Annotated in this window: 18 protein-coding genes; 7 read left to right on the forward strand and 11 right to left on the reverse strand. The window is 43.7% G+C overall.

The features are described 5' to 3' along the window. Positions 1-228: 228 nt before the first annotated feature. Positions 229-828 carry a nucleoside triphosphate pyrophosphohydrolase family protein gene (locus OCU35_RS14395; protein ID WP_261826357.1) on the forward strand — a complete coding sequence of 200 codons (600 nt, stop codon included), beginning with the start codon at positions 229-231 and terminating at the stop codon, positions 826-828. A gap of 676 nt (positions 829-1504) precedes the next feature. After that, on the forward strand, positions 1505-1789 hold the full coding sequence (locus tag OCU35_RS14400; protein ID WP_017028531.1) for a GIY-YIG nuclease family protein: 285 nt from the start codon (positions 1505-1507) through the stop codon (positions 1787-1789). A gap of 429 nt (positions 1790-2218) precedes the next feature. Here OCU35_RS14400 and OCU35_RS14405 read toward each other — a convergent pair whose 3' ends face one another. From OCU35_RS14405 to OCU35_RS14420, 4 genes are all read right to left on the reverse strand, one after another. After that, positions 2219-3160 (reverse strand): VirK/YbjX family protein, encoded by a 942-nt coding sequence (locus OCU35_RS14405; protein ID WP_261826358.1) that lies wholly within the window; start codon positions 3158-3160, stop codon positions 2219-2221. A gap of 83 nt (positions 3161-3243) precedes the next feature. Further along, positions 3244-3546, reverse strand: a complete 303-nt coding sequence (locus tag OCU35_RS14410; protein ID WP_017028529.1) for a putative periplasmic lipoprotein — start codon at positions 3544-3546, stop codon at positions 3244-3246. Positions 3547-3548: 2 nt separating this feature from the next. After that, positions 3549-3854 carry a hypothetical protein gene (locus tag OCU35_RS14415; RefSeq protein WP_261826359.1) on the reverse strand — a complete coding sequence of 102 codons (306 nt, stop codon included), beginning with the start codon at positions 3852-3854 and terminating at the stop codon, positions 3549-3551. Between the two features lie 11 nt (positions 3855-3865). Continuing rightward, complete coding sequence (locus OCU35_RS14420) at positions 3866-4291, reverse strand: hypothetical protein (protein WP_261826360.1); 426 nt, start codon at positions 4289-4291, stop codon at positions 3866-3868. An 817-nt stretch (positions 4292-5108) separates the two neighbouring features. Here OCU35_RS14420 and OCU35_RS14425 point away from each other — a divergent pair. Continuing rightward, complete coding sequence (locus tag OCU35_RS14425; protein WP_261826361.1) at positions 5109-5471, forward strand: GIY-YIG nuclease family protein; 363 nt, start codon at positions 5109-5111, stop codon at positions 5469-5471. 518 nt (positions 5472-5989) lie between these two features. On the opposite strand, the gene OCU35_RS14430 is transcribed toward OCU35_RS14425, so the two are convergent. Next, complete coding sequence (locus OCU35_RS14430; RefSeq protein ID WP_261825648.1) at positions 5990-7024, reverse strand: IS110 family RNA-guided transposase; 1035 nt, start codon at positions 7022-7024, stop codon at positions 5990-5992. A 230-nt stretch (positions 7025-7254) separates the two neighbouring features. Between OCU35_RS14430 and OCU35_RS14435 the strand changes: the two genes are divergently transcribed. From OCU35_RS14435 to OCU35_RS14450, 4 genes are all read left to right on the forward strand, one after another. Then, positions 7255-7545 (forward strand): GIY-YIG nuclease family protein, encoded by a 291-nt coding sequence (locus OCU35_RS14435; RefSeq protein WP_261826362.1) that lies wholly within the window; start codon positions 7255-7257, stop codon positions 7543-7545. A 198-nt stretch (positions 7546-7743) separates the two neighbouring features. Next, positions 7744-8157 carry a nucleotidyltransferase substrate binding protein gene (locus OCU35_RS14440; RefSeq protein ID WP_261826363.1) on the forward strand — a complete coding sequence of 138 codons (414 nt, stop codon included), beginning with the start codon at positions 7744-7746 and terminating at the stop codon, positions 8155-8157. Continuing rightward, entirely contained in the window at positions 8144-8470 is a 327-nt protein-coding gene (locus OCU35_RS14445) for a nucleotidyltransferase family protein (protein ID WP_261826364.1), read from the forward strand. The genes OCU35_RS14440 and OCU35_RS14445 overlap by 14 nt, the downstream gene beginning before the upstream one ends. 76 nt (positions 8471-8546) lie before the next feature. Continuing rightward, a complete protein-coding gene (locus tag OCU35_RS14450; protein ID WP_261826365.1) occupies positions 8547-10199 on the forward strand; it encodes an SWIM zinc finger family protein in 1653 nt (550 codons plus the stop codon). 178 nt (positions 10200-10377) lie between these two features. On the opposite strand, the gene OCU35_RS14455 is transcribed toward OCU35_RS14450, so the two are convergent. The 6 genes from OCU35_RS14455 to cysD all read right to left on the reverse strand — a co-directional run bounded on the left by OCU35_RS14455 (position 10378) and on the right by cysD (position 17178). Continuing rightward, entirely contained in the window at positions 10378-11355 is a 978-nt protein-coding gene (locus tag OCU35_RS14455) for a DHH family phosphoesterase (protein WP_261826366.1), read from the reverse strand. Then, on the reverse strand, positions 11348-11944 hold the full coding sequence (gene cysC, locus OCU35_RS14460; protein WP_261826367.1) for an adenylyl-sulfate kinase: 597 nt from the start codon (positions 11942-11944) through the stop codon (positions 11348-11350). The genes OCU35_RS14455 and cysC overlap by 8 nt, the downstream gene beginning before the upstream one ends. A gap of 624 nt (positions 11945-12568) precedes the next feature. Continuing rightward, the gene (locus OCU35_RS14465) at positions 12569-14302 is read right to left on the reverse strand and encodes an SLC13 family permease (protein ID WP_261826368.1); all 1734 of its coding nucleotides are present in this window, start codon (positions 14300-14302) and stop codon (positions 12569-12571) included. Between the two features lie 3 nt (positions 14303-14305). After that, positions 14306-15721, reverse strand: coding sequence for a sulfate adenylyltransferase subunit CysN (gene cysN / locus OCU35_RS14470; protein ID WP_102463950.1), 1416 nt, complete (start codon positions 15719-15721; stop codon positions 14306-14308). 74 nt (positions 15722-15795) lie between these two features. Beyond that, positions 15796-16143: a four helix bundle protein gene (locus OCU35_RS14475; protein WP_017031520.1), complete on the reverse strand. Its 348-nt coding sequence runs from the start codon at positions 16141-16143 to the stop codon at positions 15796-15798. Positions 16144-16269: 126 nt separating this feature from the next. Continuing rightward, positions 16270-17178 carry a sulfate adenylyltransferase subunit CysD gene (gene cysD, locus OCU35_RS14480; protein ID WP_017031519.1) on the reverse strand — a complete coding sequence of 303 codons (909 nt, stop codon included), beginning with the start codon at positions 17176-17178 and terminating at the stop codon, positions 16270-16272. Positions 17179-17954: the final 776 nt, after the last annotated feature.

Consider the following 17954-nt stretch of genomic DNA (forward strand, 5'->3'; position numbering starts at 1 on the left):
ACAGGGTGATAGGTGACTGATGTTGGCTGATAATTCATACATCTTCTTTTACATTACTGTAACTTAATGATTCTTCGCAAGATTCCTCATTTATATCGAGTAAAATCGCAATTAGTTGTAAGAGCCTCACTTAAATGAGTATGGTAGTCTTACTTTGCTTTAATGCTGTAAGGAAACCGATGAAGTGATCCTCAGCGATTGAATTGTTAACTGCCACCTAACTTGGAAATGCCCGTGACTGCACATAAAGAATTCTTCTCAACCTTTACCCAATTAACTCCAAAGCTTTGGAACAAGCTGTATCAAGATATCGTAGAGTTTCGCCAATTGTTTAACCTTCCAATCAACACCGGCATCGAAAGCGACAAGCTATGCCACCTGCATTCAAACCTAATGATCGAAGAGTTGACCGAACTCGCACGAGCAACCAACAAAGAAGACCAAGCCGACGCAATTACCGACACTGTGTACGTTGCGGTAGGTCGCGCAGTGCATGCGGGCCATGAAGCGTTAAATGGTACGACGACCGCCCGTCAGGTAGATGTACTTTTGAATGTCGCTAAAACCTTAGACATCCCATTCGAGCAATGCTGGGACGCCGTGCACGCTAGCAACATGAGTAAAGCGGCGCTTGATGAGCAGCAAGCTAAAGAAACTGTGGAAGTGTATTCCGCAAAAGGGGTAAGCGCGGATTACAAATTGAAGAATGATAAGTACATCGTGTTTTGTAATCAGGATTCGGTAGCTACTGATGGCGTGATGATTAAGGAAGGGAAGATTCTTAAGAATAAGTATTATGAAGCGGTTGATTTGAGTTTTGTGGGGTAAGGGAAAAATTGTGCGCACTAAGATACTGGATAGCTACTTCGTAGCTTCCAGTATGACGAGAGTTTGGAACTTGATGCACAGTGGGGTTGGACCCCAAGTACAAAAGCCCGAAAAGTCGTCATCCTGAACTTGATTCAGGATCTTAGGTACGAAAATGTTGAGCATTGTGCGTACTAAGATACTGGATAGCTACTTCGTAGCTTCCAGTATGACGTGTGTTTAGAGCTTGATGCACAGTGGGGTTGGACACCAAGTACAAAAGCCCGAAAAGTCGTCATCCTGAACTTGATTCAGGATCTTAGGTACGACAAGGTTGAGTATTGTGCGCACTAAGATACTGGATAGCTACTTCGTAGCTTCCAGTATGACGAGAGTTTTAAACTTGATCTACAGTGGGATTCGACCCCAAGTACAAAAGCTCGAAAAGTCGTCATCCTGAACTTGATTCAGGACCTTAGGTGCGAAAAGGATGAGTATTGTGTGCATCTAAGATACTAGATAACTACTATGTAGTTTCCAGTATGGCGGTTTGGGGTGTAAGACTTCGCTAGAACGTCATCTAAGCATTACTAAAGTATGCACTTCTCTGAACCAATACGAGAAATCCTCTTCAAACCTACTCCCATTTGATTTCTTAGACCTAACCTCAAAATTGTCACCTATTTGAGGCAATCCAGTGAAAGCTCCCTGTGTTTATATCCTTAGCTCCATCAATCGAAAGGTTCTGTACATTGGAGTTACAAGCAACCTAAAAGGTAGAGTATGGCAACATAAAAGCCATTACTTCCCCAGTTTCACTTCTCGTTACCATGTGACCCGTTTGGTTTACTTTGAAGTCCATGATGAAATGGAACATGCAATAGAGAAAGAAAAGAAGTTAAAGTTTTGGAGAAGGTCTTGGAAGGACGCATTGATTACAGAGATGAATCCAGAGTGGAATGATCTTTATGAGACGTTGTGAAGGTTGGTGGCAAATAACCGTTGTTCAACTAGAGTCATCCTGAACTTGATTCAGGATCTTGGGTACGAAAAGCCTGTGTATTGTGCGTCTCCAAGATACTGGATAACTACTGCGTAGTTTCCAGCATGACGATTTGGGGTGAGAGGTTTCGCTAGAAGGTCATCCTGAACTTGATTCAGGACCTTTGGTACGAAAAGACAGTGTATTGTGTGTTGCTAAGATACTGGATAACTACTTCGTAATTTCCAGTATGACGGTTTAGGGTGTGAGGTTTCAATAAAGCGTCATCCTGAACTTGATTCAGGATCTTAGGTGCGAAAAGATTGAGTATTGTGCATCTCTAAGATACTGGATAACTACTGCGTAGTTTCCAGTATGACAGCTTTTGGGGCGAGGCTTTAGTAATGTTACCTAAACTTAAGTCCGCACTCACAACGCAACAGTAGTACTCTTCATCCCATCAACCTTTTCACCAAGCTCAACCTCCAACTCATCCAGCCAAGCATATCGTTTCGTATACAAACGGCGCTTGTTCTTCTTCAAAGTAGAAGGATCTTTACGCTCAGGAAATGCAGGGATGTCATAACGATATTTATCACGTTGCACAGCGCCGTACTCTGCCCACAACTCGTCATAATCAAAAGTCACCGCTTTATTCTTCGAGCCTTTATAGCGAAGTGCTTGATAGATGTGACCTTTATTAGACACCCCAACAAACTCTGTCACACCTAGCGACTTTCCAAACATTAAAGCCAGCTCTACCATTAACGCTTTAGGGCGTAACCCATGGAAAGAACGGGTAAGAGTCTTAATGACTTGATTACGATCTTCCACTTGCTCGCTTGGCCCTTTCAACGCGCCAATGTGCATGGTTTTTGTTGGGCTGGTGGATAGGTTAAATGTGATTGAGTAAATCGTTTGACCAAGGTCGTTGATTAGGCGAAGGCCCAGAGAACCTTCACGCATTTCGCCATCAAAGATGATCAGCGTAAATTGATTGCCCTTTGAGTCTGTTAGCTCGCTCAGTGGTAAACCACCCTCACCAAAAGCTTGTTTAATGGAACTATCGAATGTGGAATTGAGCAAGTTAAAGTGCTGCTCAATAAGCCTCATGCGCTCGCTCACAGGAATATCAACAAACAAGTAAGGCTTTAGGGCTTTTTCTAGAAGACGTGGCTTCTGCTCAACAGCGCTACGAAATAGTCCGTTGCTTGTTAGTGAAGCAATGCGGGTAAACGTGGAATGATAGACTTTACTCAATACAAAGAACCGAGCTTTTAGCCAAACACTCTTAAGTGTCTTATCCGTAGAGTAATGCAGTTGCGATAACTCTAGTTCAGGCATTGTGCTGTCTAGCTCGTCAGTAATCATAAAGTCTATCCTTACTTTAGTGCGATGGAATCAGATGTGCCTATACAAAATATTTAGAGAAAGTTCTCAGTGTTTAGGCAAAGTTATTTAGAGCAAAGTGCTTTCATCCGAATGATGTTGGTCCAGTGCAGAAAACCGTGGTCGGTGACATACTCAACGTTCACCATAGAAGCGCCCGTTGGGCATTGCTGCATTACTTGAGCGTAAGCGTCATCCACATAGTCAGTATCAAATGCAAAACCCATCACGACAGTTTGAGAGGTCTCAACCTCGACCGTTTGTGGGTTGTTCAGATGAACGCTTGGGTCATTACTCACCTGCGACATATGAACGCTACTACTACAAGCAGCCAAGAAGAACGGTAATAGAAGAATTAACTTTTTCATCATTACGCCTTATTGCAGTAACCAGTTGCGATGATTTCACGCTTGAAGAACAGCACATAACCTGTGGTCTGGTGTTTAGTCATGACGCCTTCAATCTTACCGTCAGTACATTGTTCTTTCAGATTGGTAACTGCTTCATCAACAATATCGTTGTTAAAGTTGATACCAATAAAGTTCCAGTCAGAAGCAGAGGCGGTAACCGCTTGATCACGCTGTGCTGGTACAGAAGTGAGAGAAACAGTATTTAGACCTACACAGCCCGAAAGTGATGCAGCCGCAATGGCTAATAAAAGGGTTTTCTTGAACATGGTATGAATTCCTACTTGATACAATAACCGTCAACTCGAACCACCTCGCCACTGATAGTGCCGAAATTAGTGGATTCGCGAACAGATGTTAGGCCGGTAAGGTTATGAGTTGGGCATTGAGCGTCGACTTGCTGCATGATTTGGTCAGCATAGGCATCGTTGTAAACAGGGTTACCGGTAGTCGGTCCCATGTTCATCAATGCCAAAACAGTCGCAACAATCTCCATATTTTCTGAAGCGCGCTCACTAGTGGCCACTTCAGAACCTATGCGCGCTGTTTCTGCCGCATCAAAACCAAACTCGTTCACCTTGATGCTAATAGGTGATAGCTCACCTTGCGTCTGGTCGATATCACTGAGTTGTACATGGTGCAATTGCGAGCAAGCGCTAAGAGAAGCAACGCCTATACCCAACAATGCGAGTTTCAAAACTTTCATCGAACGTTTCCTATTTGTGCGCAAAAGTGGCGCGCATAGTAAATGGATGTTGATAGCGATGGAATGCAATACGTGGCAATAAATGTAACGAACTATTTGTATTATGAATAGTATTCATCTCGGGAAGTAATTGTTCGTTTTTGGAAATGGGGGGAGGGGTGGACTTCGGTAAAACGTCATCCTGAACTTGATTCAGGATCTTAGGTGAGAACAGATTGAGCATTGTACGTCTCTAAGATACTGGATAACTACTGTGTAGTTTCCAGTATGACGGTTTGGGGGTTCGACGGTTTGGGGGGCGACTATTCGGGTGCGAGGTTTCGCTAAAACGTCATCCTGAACTCGATTCAGGATCTTAGGTACGAACAGATTGAGCATTGTGCGTCTCTAAGATACTGGATAACTACTGCGTAGTTTCCAGTATGACGGTTTTGGGGGTTCGACGGTTTGGGGGTTTGACAATTCGGGATGCGAGACTTCGCGAGAATGTCATCCTGAACTTGATTCAGGATCTTAGGTACGAAAAGGTTGAGCATTGTGCGTCTCTAAGGTACTGGATAACTACTGCGTAGTTTCCAGTATGACGGTTTAGGGGGTTCGACGGTTTGAGGGGCGACTATTCGGGATGCGAGGCTTCGCGAAAACGTCATCCTGAACTCGATTCAGGATCTTAGGTACTTCCGCAATCAAACAATGACAAGAATGCCAAAAAGTATGAAATTTCTGGAAATAACCCCAAGCATGCAACGCTGAAATTCGAGTTTTTACTTATTGTTCTTAGCCTTAAAGTCCTAGCAAAAATGAAAAGGACTTCCACGTGAAAACTCAACCTGCACCGGCTCAAGCTCAATTCGAAGAAAATACTAACCCAGTATTAAAGCACATCTATTCTGTAACTCAGCAGTTCAGCGTTTACATACTGAGCTCAGTCAATGATGCGTTGCTCTACATAGGGCAAACAGAAAACCTGCAGTCAAAGGTTTGGTTACATAAAAAGAGAACAACGGATCATTTAGGGCTGACGATTTTTGAGCAAAAACTGGTGCATGTGGAACAGTTCGATAACGTTGTAGATGCACGTACTCGGGAGCAGGAGTTAACTATGTTGCCGGAGATTGATTTGAGGAAGATCATTACGACTAATAATCCTAAGTGGGATGATTTGTTTGAGTTCGTTTGAGGTGGTGGGTTGATATGTTTGTCACGCTGACGGCCAAGAACTAGACCCCCGATAAAAGCCCTCGGGGGTGACGGTTTTGGGCTTAGATTGTTGTTCATTAACCCATCATGTTTTTCGAGGGTTTTTATAAGTATTCAGATCCTCGACCGGTGTGCCGGCCCAGAAAAGCGCTCGAGGATGACAATTTCGAGCGCTATGCTGATATCTATGATAGTGCTACTTGGTCATAGTTAGTCCAAAACCCGTCGTTCCCGAGGTTTTTTATCGGGAACCTGATTTTTTATTAGTACTTAGATCCTTATATGGACTCCCTCGGTAAATCAACAAAGAATTTGGAAAACAAGTATAGATGCGCACTTATATACGGGCTTTATTGAGGAGCTACCTCGCCCTAAAATGTAGTCGCACCAATAGGCTATTTCTCGATATCGGCAAGTTTACTGCCTCGAATCTTATCTAGCTCATACTGGTCGGTCTTACCTGTCTTACATCGCTCTTCGTTGACTATGCTCGGTCTATCATGCCAATTTAATTGGCTGATAGTCCGAATCATTCTTTAATAAAGCATAAGCGGTTCGAACGGTTTTGTTCGCTAAAGCAATTGCAGCGATCTTTTTTCCTCGTCGTTCGACAAGTGCTTGTAACCACTGTTCTTTGTTTGTTGTCGCTGGACGGTTTAATACATGAGTGATAACGGAAAGCGCTCCTTGAAATAAAACTGAACGAAGTCGCTTATCCGCACTGTACCTAGATATATGTCCAATACGTTCTTTCCCGCCGGAACTGTTCTGTTTAGGTGTTAGCCCTATATTAGCGGATGCTTCTCGGCCATTAGAAAAGTTTTCACCTCGCCCTAATCGTAACGCTAACCCTAGCGCCCCTAAGGGCCCGACCCCTTCTAGCTTCATCAGCTTTTTGCAAATATGATGCGACTTAACCAAAGACTCGAGCTGCCTATCTAGTTCTTGCAAGTGTTCAATTTGGCCCAATAAATGTGACCATGACTTGTGTAGCGCGGTTCTAAAACTATCAGGTAAAGAGTTATCAGCATCTTCCAGGATGAAAGGGATTTCCTTTCTTAACTTAGATAGGCCTTGCGGTAGAATAATTCCGAACTCAGCTAATACTCCTCGCATCTGGTTACTTTGTGCGACTAATTGAACCTTAGCCAAGTGTCGCATACGCTCTAACGATTGAAGTGCCTGCTCCTCAGTTGAGTGAATATGAGTACCATGGATGTGCTCTTGCTGTGCTGCAACACCAATAGCTAAAGCATCATTCCTATCTGTCTTTTGCTTGGTTTGAAAAGCTTTTACTGCTCTGGCATTGATGACTTTTACAATGTGGCCTGCGCTAATTGCGAATCGAGCCCAGTAGTGTGCACTGCCACAGGCTTCCATAGCCACGAGGGCTTGTTTTTCATTTATCAGAATTTCTTTGAGTTTTGCTCGACTGACTTCGCGGTTATAAATGACTTTTCCGTTAGGGCAGAGTTTGCAAACTTGGAATACATTCTTTGCTAAATCAATAGCTAATAGATTAGGATTAGTCATGTATGGACTCCTTTGGCTAATCTTTAGTCGGATTAAGACCGTAGCTCCTCAAGGAGAGGGAGTCCATACATCTCGATAGGAGCACTCGAAGATGACAAATTCGAGCGTTCTGCTTACATCTATGATTAGTGTTGCTTGGTCATCTTTAGTCAAACAGCCGTCGTTCCCGAGCGCTCCTATCGGGAACCTAGTATTTACCAGAAGCAACCAATTAACTACAGAACACCATAATGACCAAACACCCCTGTGTATACATCCTCTCATCACCGAACAAAAACGTTCTCTATATTGGTGTCACATCCAATTTACCCGCTAGAGTTTGGCAACATAAAAACAAGGTGGTTGAAGGCTTCACACACAAATACAACGTATCTACGCTAGTGTATTACGAAGTGCACGATTCGATTGAATCGGCAATTACAAGAGAGAAGCAACTCAAGACATGGAATCGAGCCTGGAAAGAGCACCTAGTGGCGAAAATGAATCCTGAATGGAAAGATTTATATGAGGAACTCTTTTAAGTATCCATTAAATACCAGTATGTACTCCAGGCTAAAACAATAAACCGCAATTTGATGAGCCATTTTAGCGTGTCTTCAAGCCTTTCTATTACGCAAAATAAACACTATTTTTAATCTATAGCTAAACACAAGTCATGACAATATCGAGCAATTTCGCTATTTTAGATGAATTACTAGATCCCATTAAGGTCAGTTTGAATGAACTCTAATCCAGAGCGCTGGAAGCAACGATTACAAAACCTACAGAAAGCAAACATTAGGCTTGAAAAAGCATGCTCTCAAGACAGTTACAATGAATTGGAGTTGGCAGGATTAGTGCAAACGTTTGAGTTTTCGTTTGAACTGACATGGAAAACACTCAAGGACTTATTGGTCTATGAAGGCTTTGACGTTGCCTCTCCTCGAAGTGTTATCCGAACAGCTTTAGAAGCTAAACACATCTCGTCTGAGCAGTGCGAAACTTTACTTCAAGCATTGATGAAGCGTAACTTGCTCACTCATACCTATGATGAAGAGAATGTACTTGAGGCTAAAAAGTTAATCCTCGAGGACTTTTCTCCAGTGATTGCATCAGTCGTTGAATATCTAGGGAATAAATGTGCTGAAGAATGATATTGAAGCTCATAGCCTAGGGTTGAAACCCCATCAATTAGCGCTAGTCCTCGAAGCGTTACATGACGTTCGTGGTATTAAAAAAGCGACTATTTTCGGCTCAAGAGCACTAGGTACATATCAGGATAATTCAGATATCGATATTGCAATCGAGGGGGAGGCGCTCTCAATTGATGCTGTCGCCCTGATCACAGATAAGTTGGAGTATTCATCTCTGCCATTTAATGTCGACGTAGTAATCAAGCACAAGATTAAATCTAAAGAGTTGCTAGAACATATAGAGCAGTTTGGTTGCGTTGTTTTAGAACACTAGTTATTACGCTAGCCTGAATGCCTCCTAGATCAAGATTAACCTCTCTTACCACCCTTCAACCCAGGAAACACATCACTTGTTGTTAGTAGAACGAATCAAGTCGGCAATAGAAGACAAAACATACAAACGTGGCGTGGCACTTGCTAATAAAGGTAAGGTGGTCAATGTGCAGACTAAGGGTTCTACGGTAGTGGGTGAAGTGCTGGGTACTCATCGATATAGCGTGGCGCTAGATGGTGGGGCTCATCTGTATGGTACTTGTACTTGCCCCGCCGCTGATTTTCAAGCCATCTGCAAGCATATGGTTGCGCTGGCGATAGTTTATGAGCAGGGTTCATCTAAGAACCTTCCTAGCCTAGAGAGTTGGTTAAACAAAAGATCAAAAGCCGAGTTGCTTCAATCCTTGGTTGAAGTGATTGAGCAAGATGAAACGTTGCGAAATATCTGGCATAAGAAGATGGAGCTTTCGCTAAACCCTCCGTCAGAGAAAGAACTTAAAAAGCTCATCACCAAAGCCTTACCGAAACGGAATATTTGGGATTATAGAAAAGTTGCGAATTACTTTCAAAACGCGACAGAGCAACTTCACGCCCCTTTAGATGTTGCAAAGTCTCTAGAGCCTGAGGTCAGGTTAGAGTTCTTTGGCACACTGATGAATCGATTGGGTTTAGTTTTATATCAAGTGGACGACTCTTATGGGTATCGCCTTGAGCTAGAACACAGCGTCAGGGAGGGGTTTAGGCAGAGTTATTGTGGAATCACTTGGGACAATCATCAAAAAGCGAAATGGTTGGTAAATGAGCTATCTAAGAGTAGTGAAATGTACGCTGAGGTGTTACAGGAAGCTGTCGAGAGTGATGGCGAAACTCGTGATTTGTTCCTTTCCTTATGTGTATCCAAACTAGAGTCAAACGCAAAGCTAACTGATGAAAGCCGACGATTGCTGATTCGCATATTGATAGATGGTGCAGCGTCATGGCAAGAGGAAGTCAAGTATAAGGCTTTGATTGCTAAAGACTGCAGTGATTATTTACACCTGGCTGAAATCTGTCTCAAACATGATGAAGAGCTAGACGCTGAAGATTGGTTACTCCGTGCAAAGCATAAAATCTCTGATGATTTTGACCTGCAATGTTGGAACGAAATGGAGCTACAGGTTCTGCATGCTTTAGGCGATGTAAAACACGCTTGGCAAAAAGCGATGGCGAACTTTGTGTCCAAACCTAACTGTGAAGCGTGGCAGCGGTTGCTGAATAGTAGCGAACTATTGCACGTAGACATATCCAACAAGAAAAATGAAATTGAAGAGTCACTTCTGCGTTGTCTCGATTTAGCCACGAATAGTGCTTCAGAGTCTGAGATAAAGCAGGTGCTTATTTTGTTTTATCTGCACTTTTCACAGCCAGAAAAAGGCAAGCACTATGTTGGTCAAAACTATGAAACTCCGGCTGCACAAAAGCTGGGTTTGGCATTGCTAATTGATGAGACTGACTATGCGTTAAGCTTGCTAGATAAGAGTATTACTAAGGATATCCAGCGGGGTACCAAAACCAATTACCACTGGGCAGATAAAAAGCTCGATAGGATTTACCAACAGATAAAATCCAATGCTAGGGCACTTGAAGTTTTTAGTGAGTACAAGGCTAACCTTGAGCAACTACATAAACGCAAAACTACATTCATTAAGCTTCTTCATGCGAGAGACGATTACTACGTTCCTAATAAATAACGCAAAACTGCAAATTTCCGTCATCCTCGAGTGCTCTTCTGGGCCGGCATTCCGGTCGAGGATCTGAGTAGTTCAGCAGTTGAAGAGGTCTCCGACCAGTGTGCTGGCCCAGAAAAGACTTCGGAGACGACGGTATGTTTGAGGTTATTTAGCTATTAGTAGGATAGGAGTTTTGCCATCAACCAAACCGCTCTTCCATTTTCTCAATAAACAAAGCAACCATGTCTTCAGGCAATGCATTAATCCCTGCAGCAGCCAGCCTGCCACCGCCCGTTGGAAACTGCGAACAAACATAATCCGCGCCTTTTCTATTTGTTAATGGGCTTCTAACACTGACCGTATAAGACTCACCACATGGATTGGCGGTTAAAACAGCAATAGCCTTATTTGGATACTTATTAGCGAGCCAATTTCCGTATGTGCCGCTTATGCGCCTTGCCCATGCTTGGCTCGGAAGTTTATATATCTCTATATGTTGAGTGGAGGAGGTTGCTTGAATTGATCTAACGTTATTCCAGTCGCGATCGAATCCTGCTTTTAACTGGTGAAAAACACCATCGGTTTTATCTCTGAGGCGTAACGGGTTTGGGTGTTTTAATAGCGACTCAAATAAGGCTTTAGGGTGAAAGTGAAGATCTTCAATCGAACCGCCATAACCGTTGTAATTGATCAGTGTCCCTAGCTGCTTGAGAAAATCAATGTCCTCATGGGCTACGCCGTGCTCTAAAGCCAGAGCAGTAGCTTCTTCTGATAGGTTATCACCAAAGGCGCCAACACAAGCCCATAGATAGTGAGTGTTATTGAGGAGTAGGTTGATGAGCAGGCTAGTACAGACATCTGACGAGGTATCTAAAAGAGATTTTAGATGGGCTGAGATTGGCACTGGCCCTGTTCTATGATGGTCACAGTAGAAAATATCCACGTTTCTGTTTAGTAAAGCCTGCAAGGAAGTCTGGTTTTTCTCCATTGAGATGTCTAGCACAGTCACTGACGAAACGTCTTCTTTGTCGGCAACTTGTTGCAGCAACTGAATATCTCGCTTTACGCCGGTGATGAGTGTCGAGTCTTTAAAGGTATTGAGCCTAAGCTGCAACAGAGCGCAAATCCCATCTGCATCACCGTTGAACACGTCATAATGCTTGGAGCGTTTAGACATAGCCGTTATCTCGTAAGTATTGAACGACTTGCTCCGCGTTTTCTTCAATAGATTGTTGATCAGTTTTTAGATGTATCTCGGCTGCTTGTGGCGCTTCATAGTCCGATGTTAAGCCGGTGAAGTGTTTTATTTCGCCTTTACGAGCTTTTTTGTATAAACCCTTAGGATCTCGTAGCTCACAAGTTTCTATCGGCGTATCTACGAACACCTCGATGAACTCATTCTCAGGTAAAAGTGCTCGTACTTGTTCACGATCTGCAATAAAAGGAGATATAAAGGCGGTGAGCACTAGACTGCCAGAATCGACAAACAATTTGGCTACTTCACCAATACGTCGGATATTTTCAATTCGGTCTTCATCTGAAAAACCCAAATCACTATTGAGGCCATGGCGCACATTGTCACCATCCAATAAATAGCTGTGTATAGAGAGTTGATTGAGTTTTAGTTCAACGGCATTGGCTATTGTTGACTTCCCCGAACCACTAAGGCCAGTGAACCAAAGCACAGCCGGTTTGTGGCCTTTAAGTTGTTGACGTTGCTCCCTAGTAACGGAAGCTTGGTGCCATACGATGTTTTGATTTCCCATGATTTGTTTATGTCCTTATGTGTTGCTCGTCATCCTGAACTTGATTCAGGATCTTAGGTACGTCAGAACTAGCTTTTGTACTACCTAAGATTCTGCCGGGCTGGCGACCCGGCGTTCGCCAGAATGACGATTTAACGTGGCGTTCGTACTCTATTTTTACCCGTCATCCCGAACTTAATCTAGGATCTTTGGTGTAACGAAATGTAATTCTGTACACTCTAAGATTCTGACTTTCGTCAGAATGACGATGGAGTGAATAAATTGTTCGACGCCCTGTGTCATCCCCGAGTGCTTTTCTGGGCCAGCACTTTGGTCAGGGATCTCTTCCCCCACCAGATTCCCGCTAACAACCGCGGGAATGACAATTGAGATCCTACGTTCGCACTATACTCTTTCGTCATCCTGGACTTGATCCAGGATCTTAGGTGCTGCTGCACGTACTTTTGTGCAACCAATTTTGTTTCTTGTATTCACTTACTGCTTTGTACTACCTAAGATTCTGGCGTTCGCCAGAATGACGATGCTTTACTTTCGTCCCAGAACCCAGAACCCAGAACCCAGAACCCAGAACCCAGAACCCAGAACCCAGAACCCAGAACTGACAGCTTGTAGCTAAAAACTGTCTTAGAGCCCAAAAAAGTGCTCAATCGCAAATATCGCAGTAAAACTGTAAATCACACTAATCGGCGCCCCAATCTTCACAAAATCCGACAACTTATATTGCCCAGCATTAAACACCATCAAATTGGTCTGATAACCATACGGGCTAATAAAGCTAGCACTCGCGCCAAACGCTACCGCCATTACAAACGCAATGGGGTTGGCATCCAAACTCAGTGCTAGTGAGTAGGCGATAGGAAAGGTGACTGCCGCCGCTGCGTTATTAGTAACTAATTCCGTGAGCAACAGTGTAGAAAGAAATACAAACACTAAAGCCAAGTGCGGGCTCACGGTGACGTTATTCTGCGTTAATAAGTATTCTAAATGTTCAAACAATCCGCTGTTTTGTATCGCAAACGACATCACAATCGCTGAAGTGATGATAAGCCATATGTGATAAGGAAAGCGCTGAGTAACATCGTTAATGGTGAGTACGCCAAAGCACAGCAATACACCAAACAATAAAAGCATAGCCTTAAACAGCGACACCAAACCTAGCGATGCGGTGAGTAGAGCGACCACAAATCCAAATAAGGTGGCTTTTTCGCCTAGTCCTTGTATTTTGTTTTCTACCGCGATGTCACTAAGCAAAATAAAGTGTTTTTGAAAGCTTGGTGCCAGTGAAGGTGGCTCTCCGGCAGTCAGTACCAAGTAGTCCCCAGCTTTGAGCTTCACTTCACCAAGTTTGCCGGATAAACGAACGCCATTTCGCTTAATAGCCACAACACCGGCATTAAAGGTTTGTCTAAAATTACATTCTTTTAGTGAGCGATTAACCAATCGGCTTTGTGGTAGCAGTATGGCTTCAACAAAACTGTGTGAGGCCAAGCCTTCTTTATCGGCAAATATCTCTAATCCATTGTAATGTTTAAGCTGAGAAACCTTAGATACGTCACCATTAAAAAATAGGCGATCATTGCTTTGCAGCACCTCGGTGGGAGACACTGGGCTGATGATGTTCCCATCGCGCTCCATTTCAATCAGAAATAGCGACTCCATATGACGCAAACCGTTCTGATTGATGTCTTTACCAATTAAGCCTGAGCCTGCTGTAACACTCGCTTCGATGAAATAACTATCGCTAACGGGCGCATTAGTTTCGTTACTAGGTAAGAATCTCACTAACAAGGTCAACATCAAGCCACAAGCCACCACCACACATAAGCCAACGGCGGTAAAGTCAAAGAATGCCAGCGGTGGTAAGTCAGTATCAATAAGAAGGCTGTTAACAATCAAATTGGTCGAAGTGCCAATCAGCGTTAATGTGCCTCCCAGTATTGCCGCATACGACAAGGGTAGAAGTAACTTAGTAGCACTGTGATGTGGGTTATTGCGTATTGGTGATAGCAGGCTCGATACAACCGCAGTGTTATTCAAGAAAGCCGAGAACACCACGGTAAAGCCAAACAGACGAGTGAAGGTTGTCCCGTAGCTTGGGCGTATGACGTATTGCGCCATAATCCTGAGTACGCGGGTTTTTTCAAGGGCAATAGAGCACAGCATTAGCAATATCAGAGTCAGCAGGCCCTGGTTGGAGCCTGCGTTAATGACCTGTTCGCTAGAGACTAAATCCAAAGAGAAGAGTATCAGTAAGGCTAAACCAAACACTCGTGCTGGATGTTTCTGGAAACGAATCAGCGCAATAATGGTGGTAACGAATACCACCAATACAATGCTACTTTGCAAGCTAATGCCCATTGTTTAGCCTTTGCTTAGCAGGTCTTTAGCATCCCAATGCGGGAAGTGCTTACGAACCAGTTGGTTAAGCTCAAGCTCGAACTCTGAGTAGTCGTGGCTGGTTTGAGTTTGGTTCTCCAATGCATCTTCAATCATGCCCGCGCCAACCGTGGCGTTGCTTAATCGGTCGATGATGATAAACGCACCTGTGATACGGTTGTTGTCATAGGCGTCAAACACGACCTTTTCATTAAGGGTAAGGTTACATAGGCCGATCTCGTTAAGGTTTAGCTGATTAGCATCAAGCTTTTGCATGCTATTTACATCAACGCGATGCGCAATCTTAGATACCTGGCCAGTAACGGTTTTTGTCCCCACCTTGATCAGATATTCACGGTTAAGCTGCAATGCATCTTCGTTCATCCAAACCACGTTAGCTGAAACGGCATTGGAATAATGAGGCTGCTGATCTGGACGAACCAAAACATCACCGCGGCTGATATCGACTTCGTCTTCTAAAGTGAGCGTAACCGCTTGCCCTGCGTAAGAGGAAGTGAGGTCGCCATCAAAGGTAACAATGGATTTCACCTTGCTTTCTTTACCAGAAGGTAGCACCTGAATGCGATCGCCAACGCGAATTTCACCAGAAACAACAGTGCCACAAAAGCCACGGAAATCTAGGTTAGGGCGGTTTACATATTGAACCGGGAATCTAAATTCGCCTTCCTCTTTGCCTTTATTGGTTTTAGCCGAGTTAAGCAAGCGCATTAACGTGGAACCCGGATACCAAGTCATGTTCTTGCTTGGGAACACCACGTTATCGCCATGCAAAGCAGAGACAGGTACAAACTGAATGCTGTCAAAATTCAGCTCTTTAGCAAACTCACGGTACTCTTTCTTAATAGACTGGTATCGTTGCTGACTGTAATCCACCGTATCCATCTTGTTTACCGCAATAATGGCGTGCTTAATTCCCAGCAAAGAACAGATAAACGAATGGCGACGGGTTTGTGTTTGAACCCCATGGCGAGCATCAATAAGGATAATGGCGAGATCGGAAGTAGAAGCGCCGGTTGCCATGTTGCGAGTGTATTGCTCATGCCCTGGAGTATCAGCAATAATGAATTTGCGCTGGTCAGTAGTGAAATAGCGATAAGCAACATCAATAGTAATTCCTTGCTCACGCTCAGACTGAAGCCCATCAACCAGTAGTGCAAGATCAAATTCTTGGTCGGTAGTGTTATATTTCTTTGAGTCCTTTTGAATAGCAGAAAGCTGGTCTTCAAAAATCATCTGATTGTCATACAGCAATCGCCCAATCAAGGTCGACTTCCCATCATCCACACTGCCACAGGTAATAAAGCGCAACAGATCTTTGTTTTCGTGCTGTTTTAGATACGCTTCCACATCAACTGAAAGCAAATTCGAAATCGTGTTCATTTTAAATCCTTTTAGTGGGTACTAGCTGCGAGCTTCAAGCTTCAAGCTAAAAACTAGAAGCTAGAGGCTTGTAGCTAGCTACTTGCTTTTAACTTGTTCATCAGTCCAGTGATCATCGCGGACAGTTCGTCGGTTTCTTGAAGCCAAACTTCAGCTTTGTTCTTTGATAAATAGTTGATCTTTAGGCCTATGATTATTTGTGTTTTAGCCTCAGCGAGAGACGCGCGACTAATATCTAAAAACCTTATTTTTTCTTTGTGACTAGAGCGAGTCATACCCTCAGCAATATTGCTTGGTACAGATAACCCAGAACGTGTTAACTGGTCGCGAAATCCAAAGTCATTCAAATGTTTAGTTTCCGTATAAATATCAGCAGATAGACCAACAGCCCTTTGCCAAACAGCCAATTTTTCATAATTCATTTTTACGCCCCCACAACTCCAAAGCTTGGCTAAATTGAGGGGTTGTAAGGTCTGAAAAAAGGCTCAAATTTTTCTAGCTTCTAGCTTCTAGCTTCTAGCTTCTAGCTTCTAGCTTCTAGCTTGTAGCTAAAAATAACCTTCCATCTTCTTCTTCTCCATCGATCCAGAAGAGTCATTATCAATCACTCGTCCCTGTCTCTCCGAAGTAGCCGTCAACAGCATTTCTTGAATAATCTCCGGAAGCGTCTCAGCCTGAGATTCAATAGCGCCTGTTAATGGATAACACCCAAGCGTACGGAATCGAACCTTCTTCATTTCTGGCGTTTCACCAGGCTCAAGTGGCATGCGTTCGTCATCGACCATGATCAGCGTGCCATCGCGCTCAACCACAGGGCGCTCCTTGGCAAAGTACAAAGGAACCATGTCGATGTTTTCTAGGTAGATGTATTGCCAAATGTCGAGCTCGGTCCAGTTGGATAGGGGGAAGACGCGAATGCTTTCGCCTTTATCCACGCGAGCGTTATAGACTTGCCACAATTCGGGGCGTTGGTTTTTTGGGTCCCAGCGGTGGTTTTGGTCGCGGAATGAATAAACACGTTCTTTAGCGCGAGACTTTTCTTCGTCGCGACGAGCACCACCAAACGCAGCATCGAAACCGTGTTGGTCTAGCGCTTGTTTTAACGCTTCGGTTTTCATGATGTCGGTGTGTTTAGCACTGCCGTGAGTGAATGGGCTAATGTCCATGTCTAAACCGCGTTGGTTTTTGTGCACTAGCAAATCAAGGTCGTACTTTTCCGCCAACTCGTCGCGAAACTCGATCATCTGCTTGAATTTCCAGTTGGTATCAACATGCAGCAAAGGGAAGGGCACCTTGCCCGGATAAAAGGCTTTACGTGCAAGATGAAGAAGAACGGAAGAGTCTTTACCAATAGAGTAAAGCATCACTGGGTTTTCAAATTCAGCAGTAACTTCGCGGAAGATTTGAATCGATTCCGCTTCAAGTGCTTTTAAGTGGGTAAGTCGAGCCGTATCCATAATCGAATGTCTATCCCTGTTGTGTCGGTGTGCTAGAAACCTAACAACAATCGGCACACTTGGCTCATAATCAAACAGTCTAAGATAGGCGGGTAAGGACTAAGGGCGTGATTTTTGTGATTTTCATAGTGTCATTTTGTTTTATTTCAATGACTTAAGGTGTGATGTTGTTTTGCTTTATGTCTCATCATCGGCAAAGCATAAAAAGACAATAGTTATAACTAAAAGTTTTATAAGTGGTTTTTGCGTGAGTGATGGGGTGGGAGTGTTGTTGTTTGTGTTGAGTGTTTTCGGACCTAAGATGCTGGATCAAGCCCAGCATGACGGCATTTTTGACTTATGACGGCATTTTAACGAATCACTGCATTTCAACTTTAGATCTTTGTTCTGCCTATTAGAGCTATCTATGTCTGTATAAGCAAAGCGAAACTAAAAATTCCAGTCATCCTCGAGCGCTTCTCTGGGCCGGCAACCCGGTCGAGGATCTGGGTAGTTCAGTAGTTGAAGAGGTCTCCGATAAGGGACCTCGGAGACGACGGAGATTTTGGGCTTGTTCTGCACAATAGAATTGCCACTTGTGGTATCAGTACAGCGAAATTTAAAACTAGAGTCATCCTCTTGTGCTTCTCTGGGCCGGCACCCCGGTCGAGGATCTGAGAAGTTCTGTAGTTGAAGAGGTCTCCGATAAAACACCTCGGAGACGACGGTTCGTTTTGGCCTGTTTTGCGTAATAGTATTGCCATGCGTGGTATTAGTGTTGCGAAATTTTAAACTAG

The sequence above is a fragment of the Vibrio breoganii genome, from assembly GCF_024346795.1.
Classification (GTDB): domain Bacteria; phylum Pseudomonadota; class Gammaproteobacteria; order Enterobacterales; family Vibrionaceae; genus Vibrio; species Vibrio breoganii.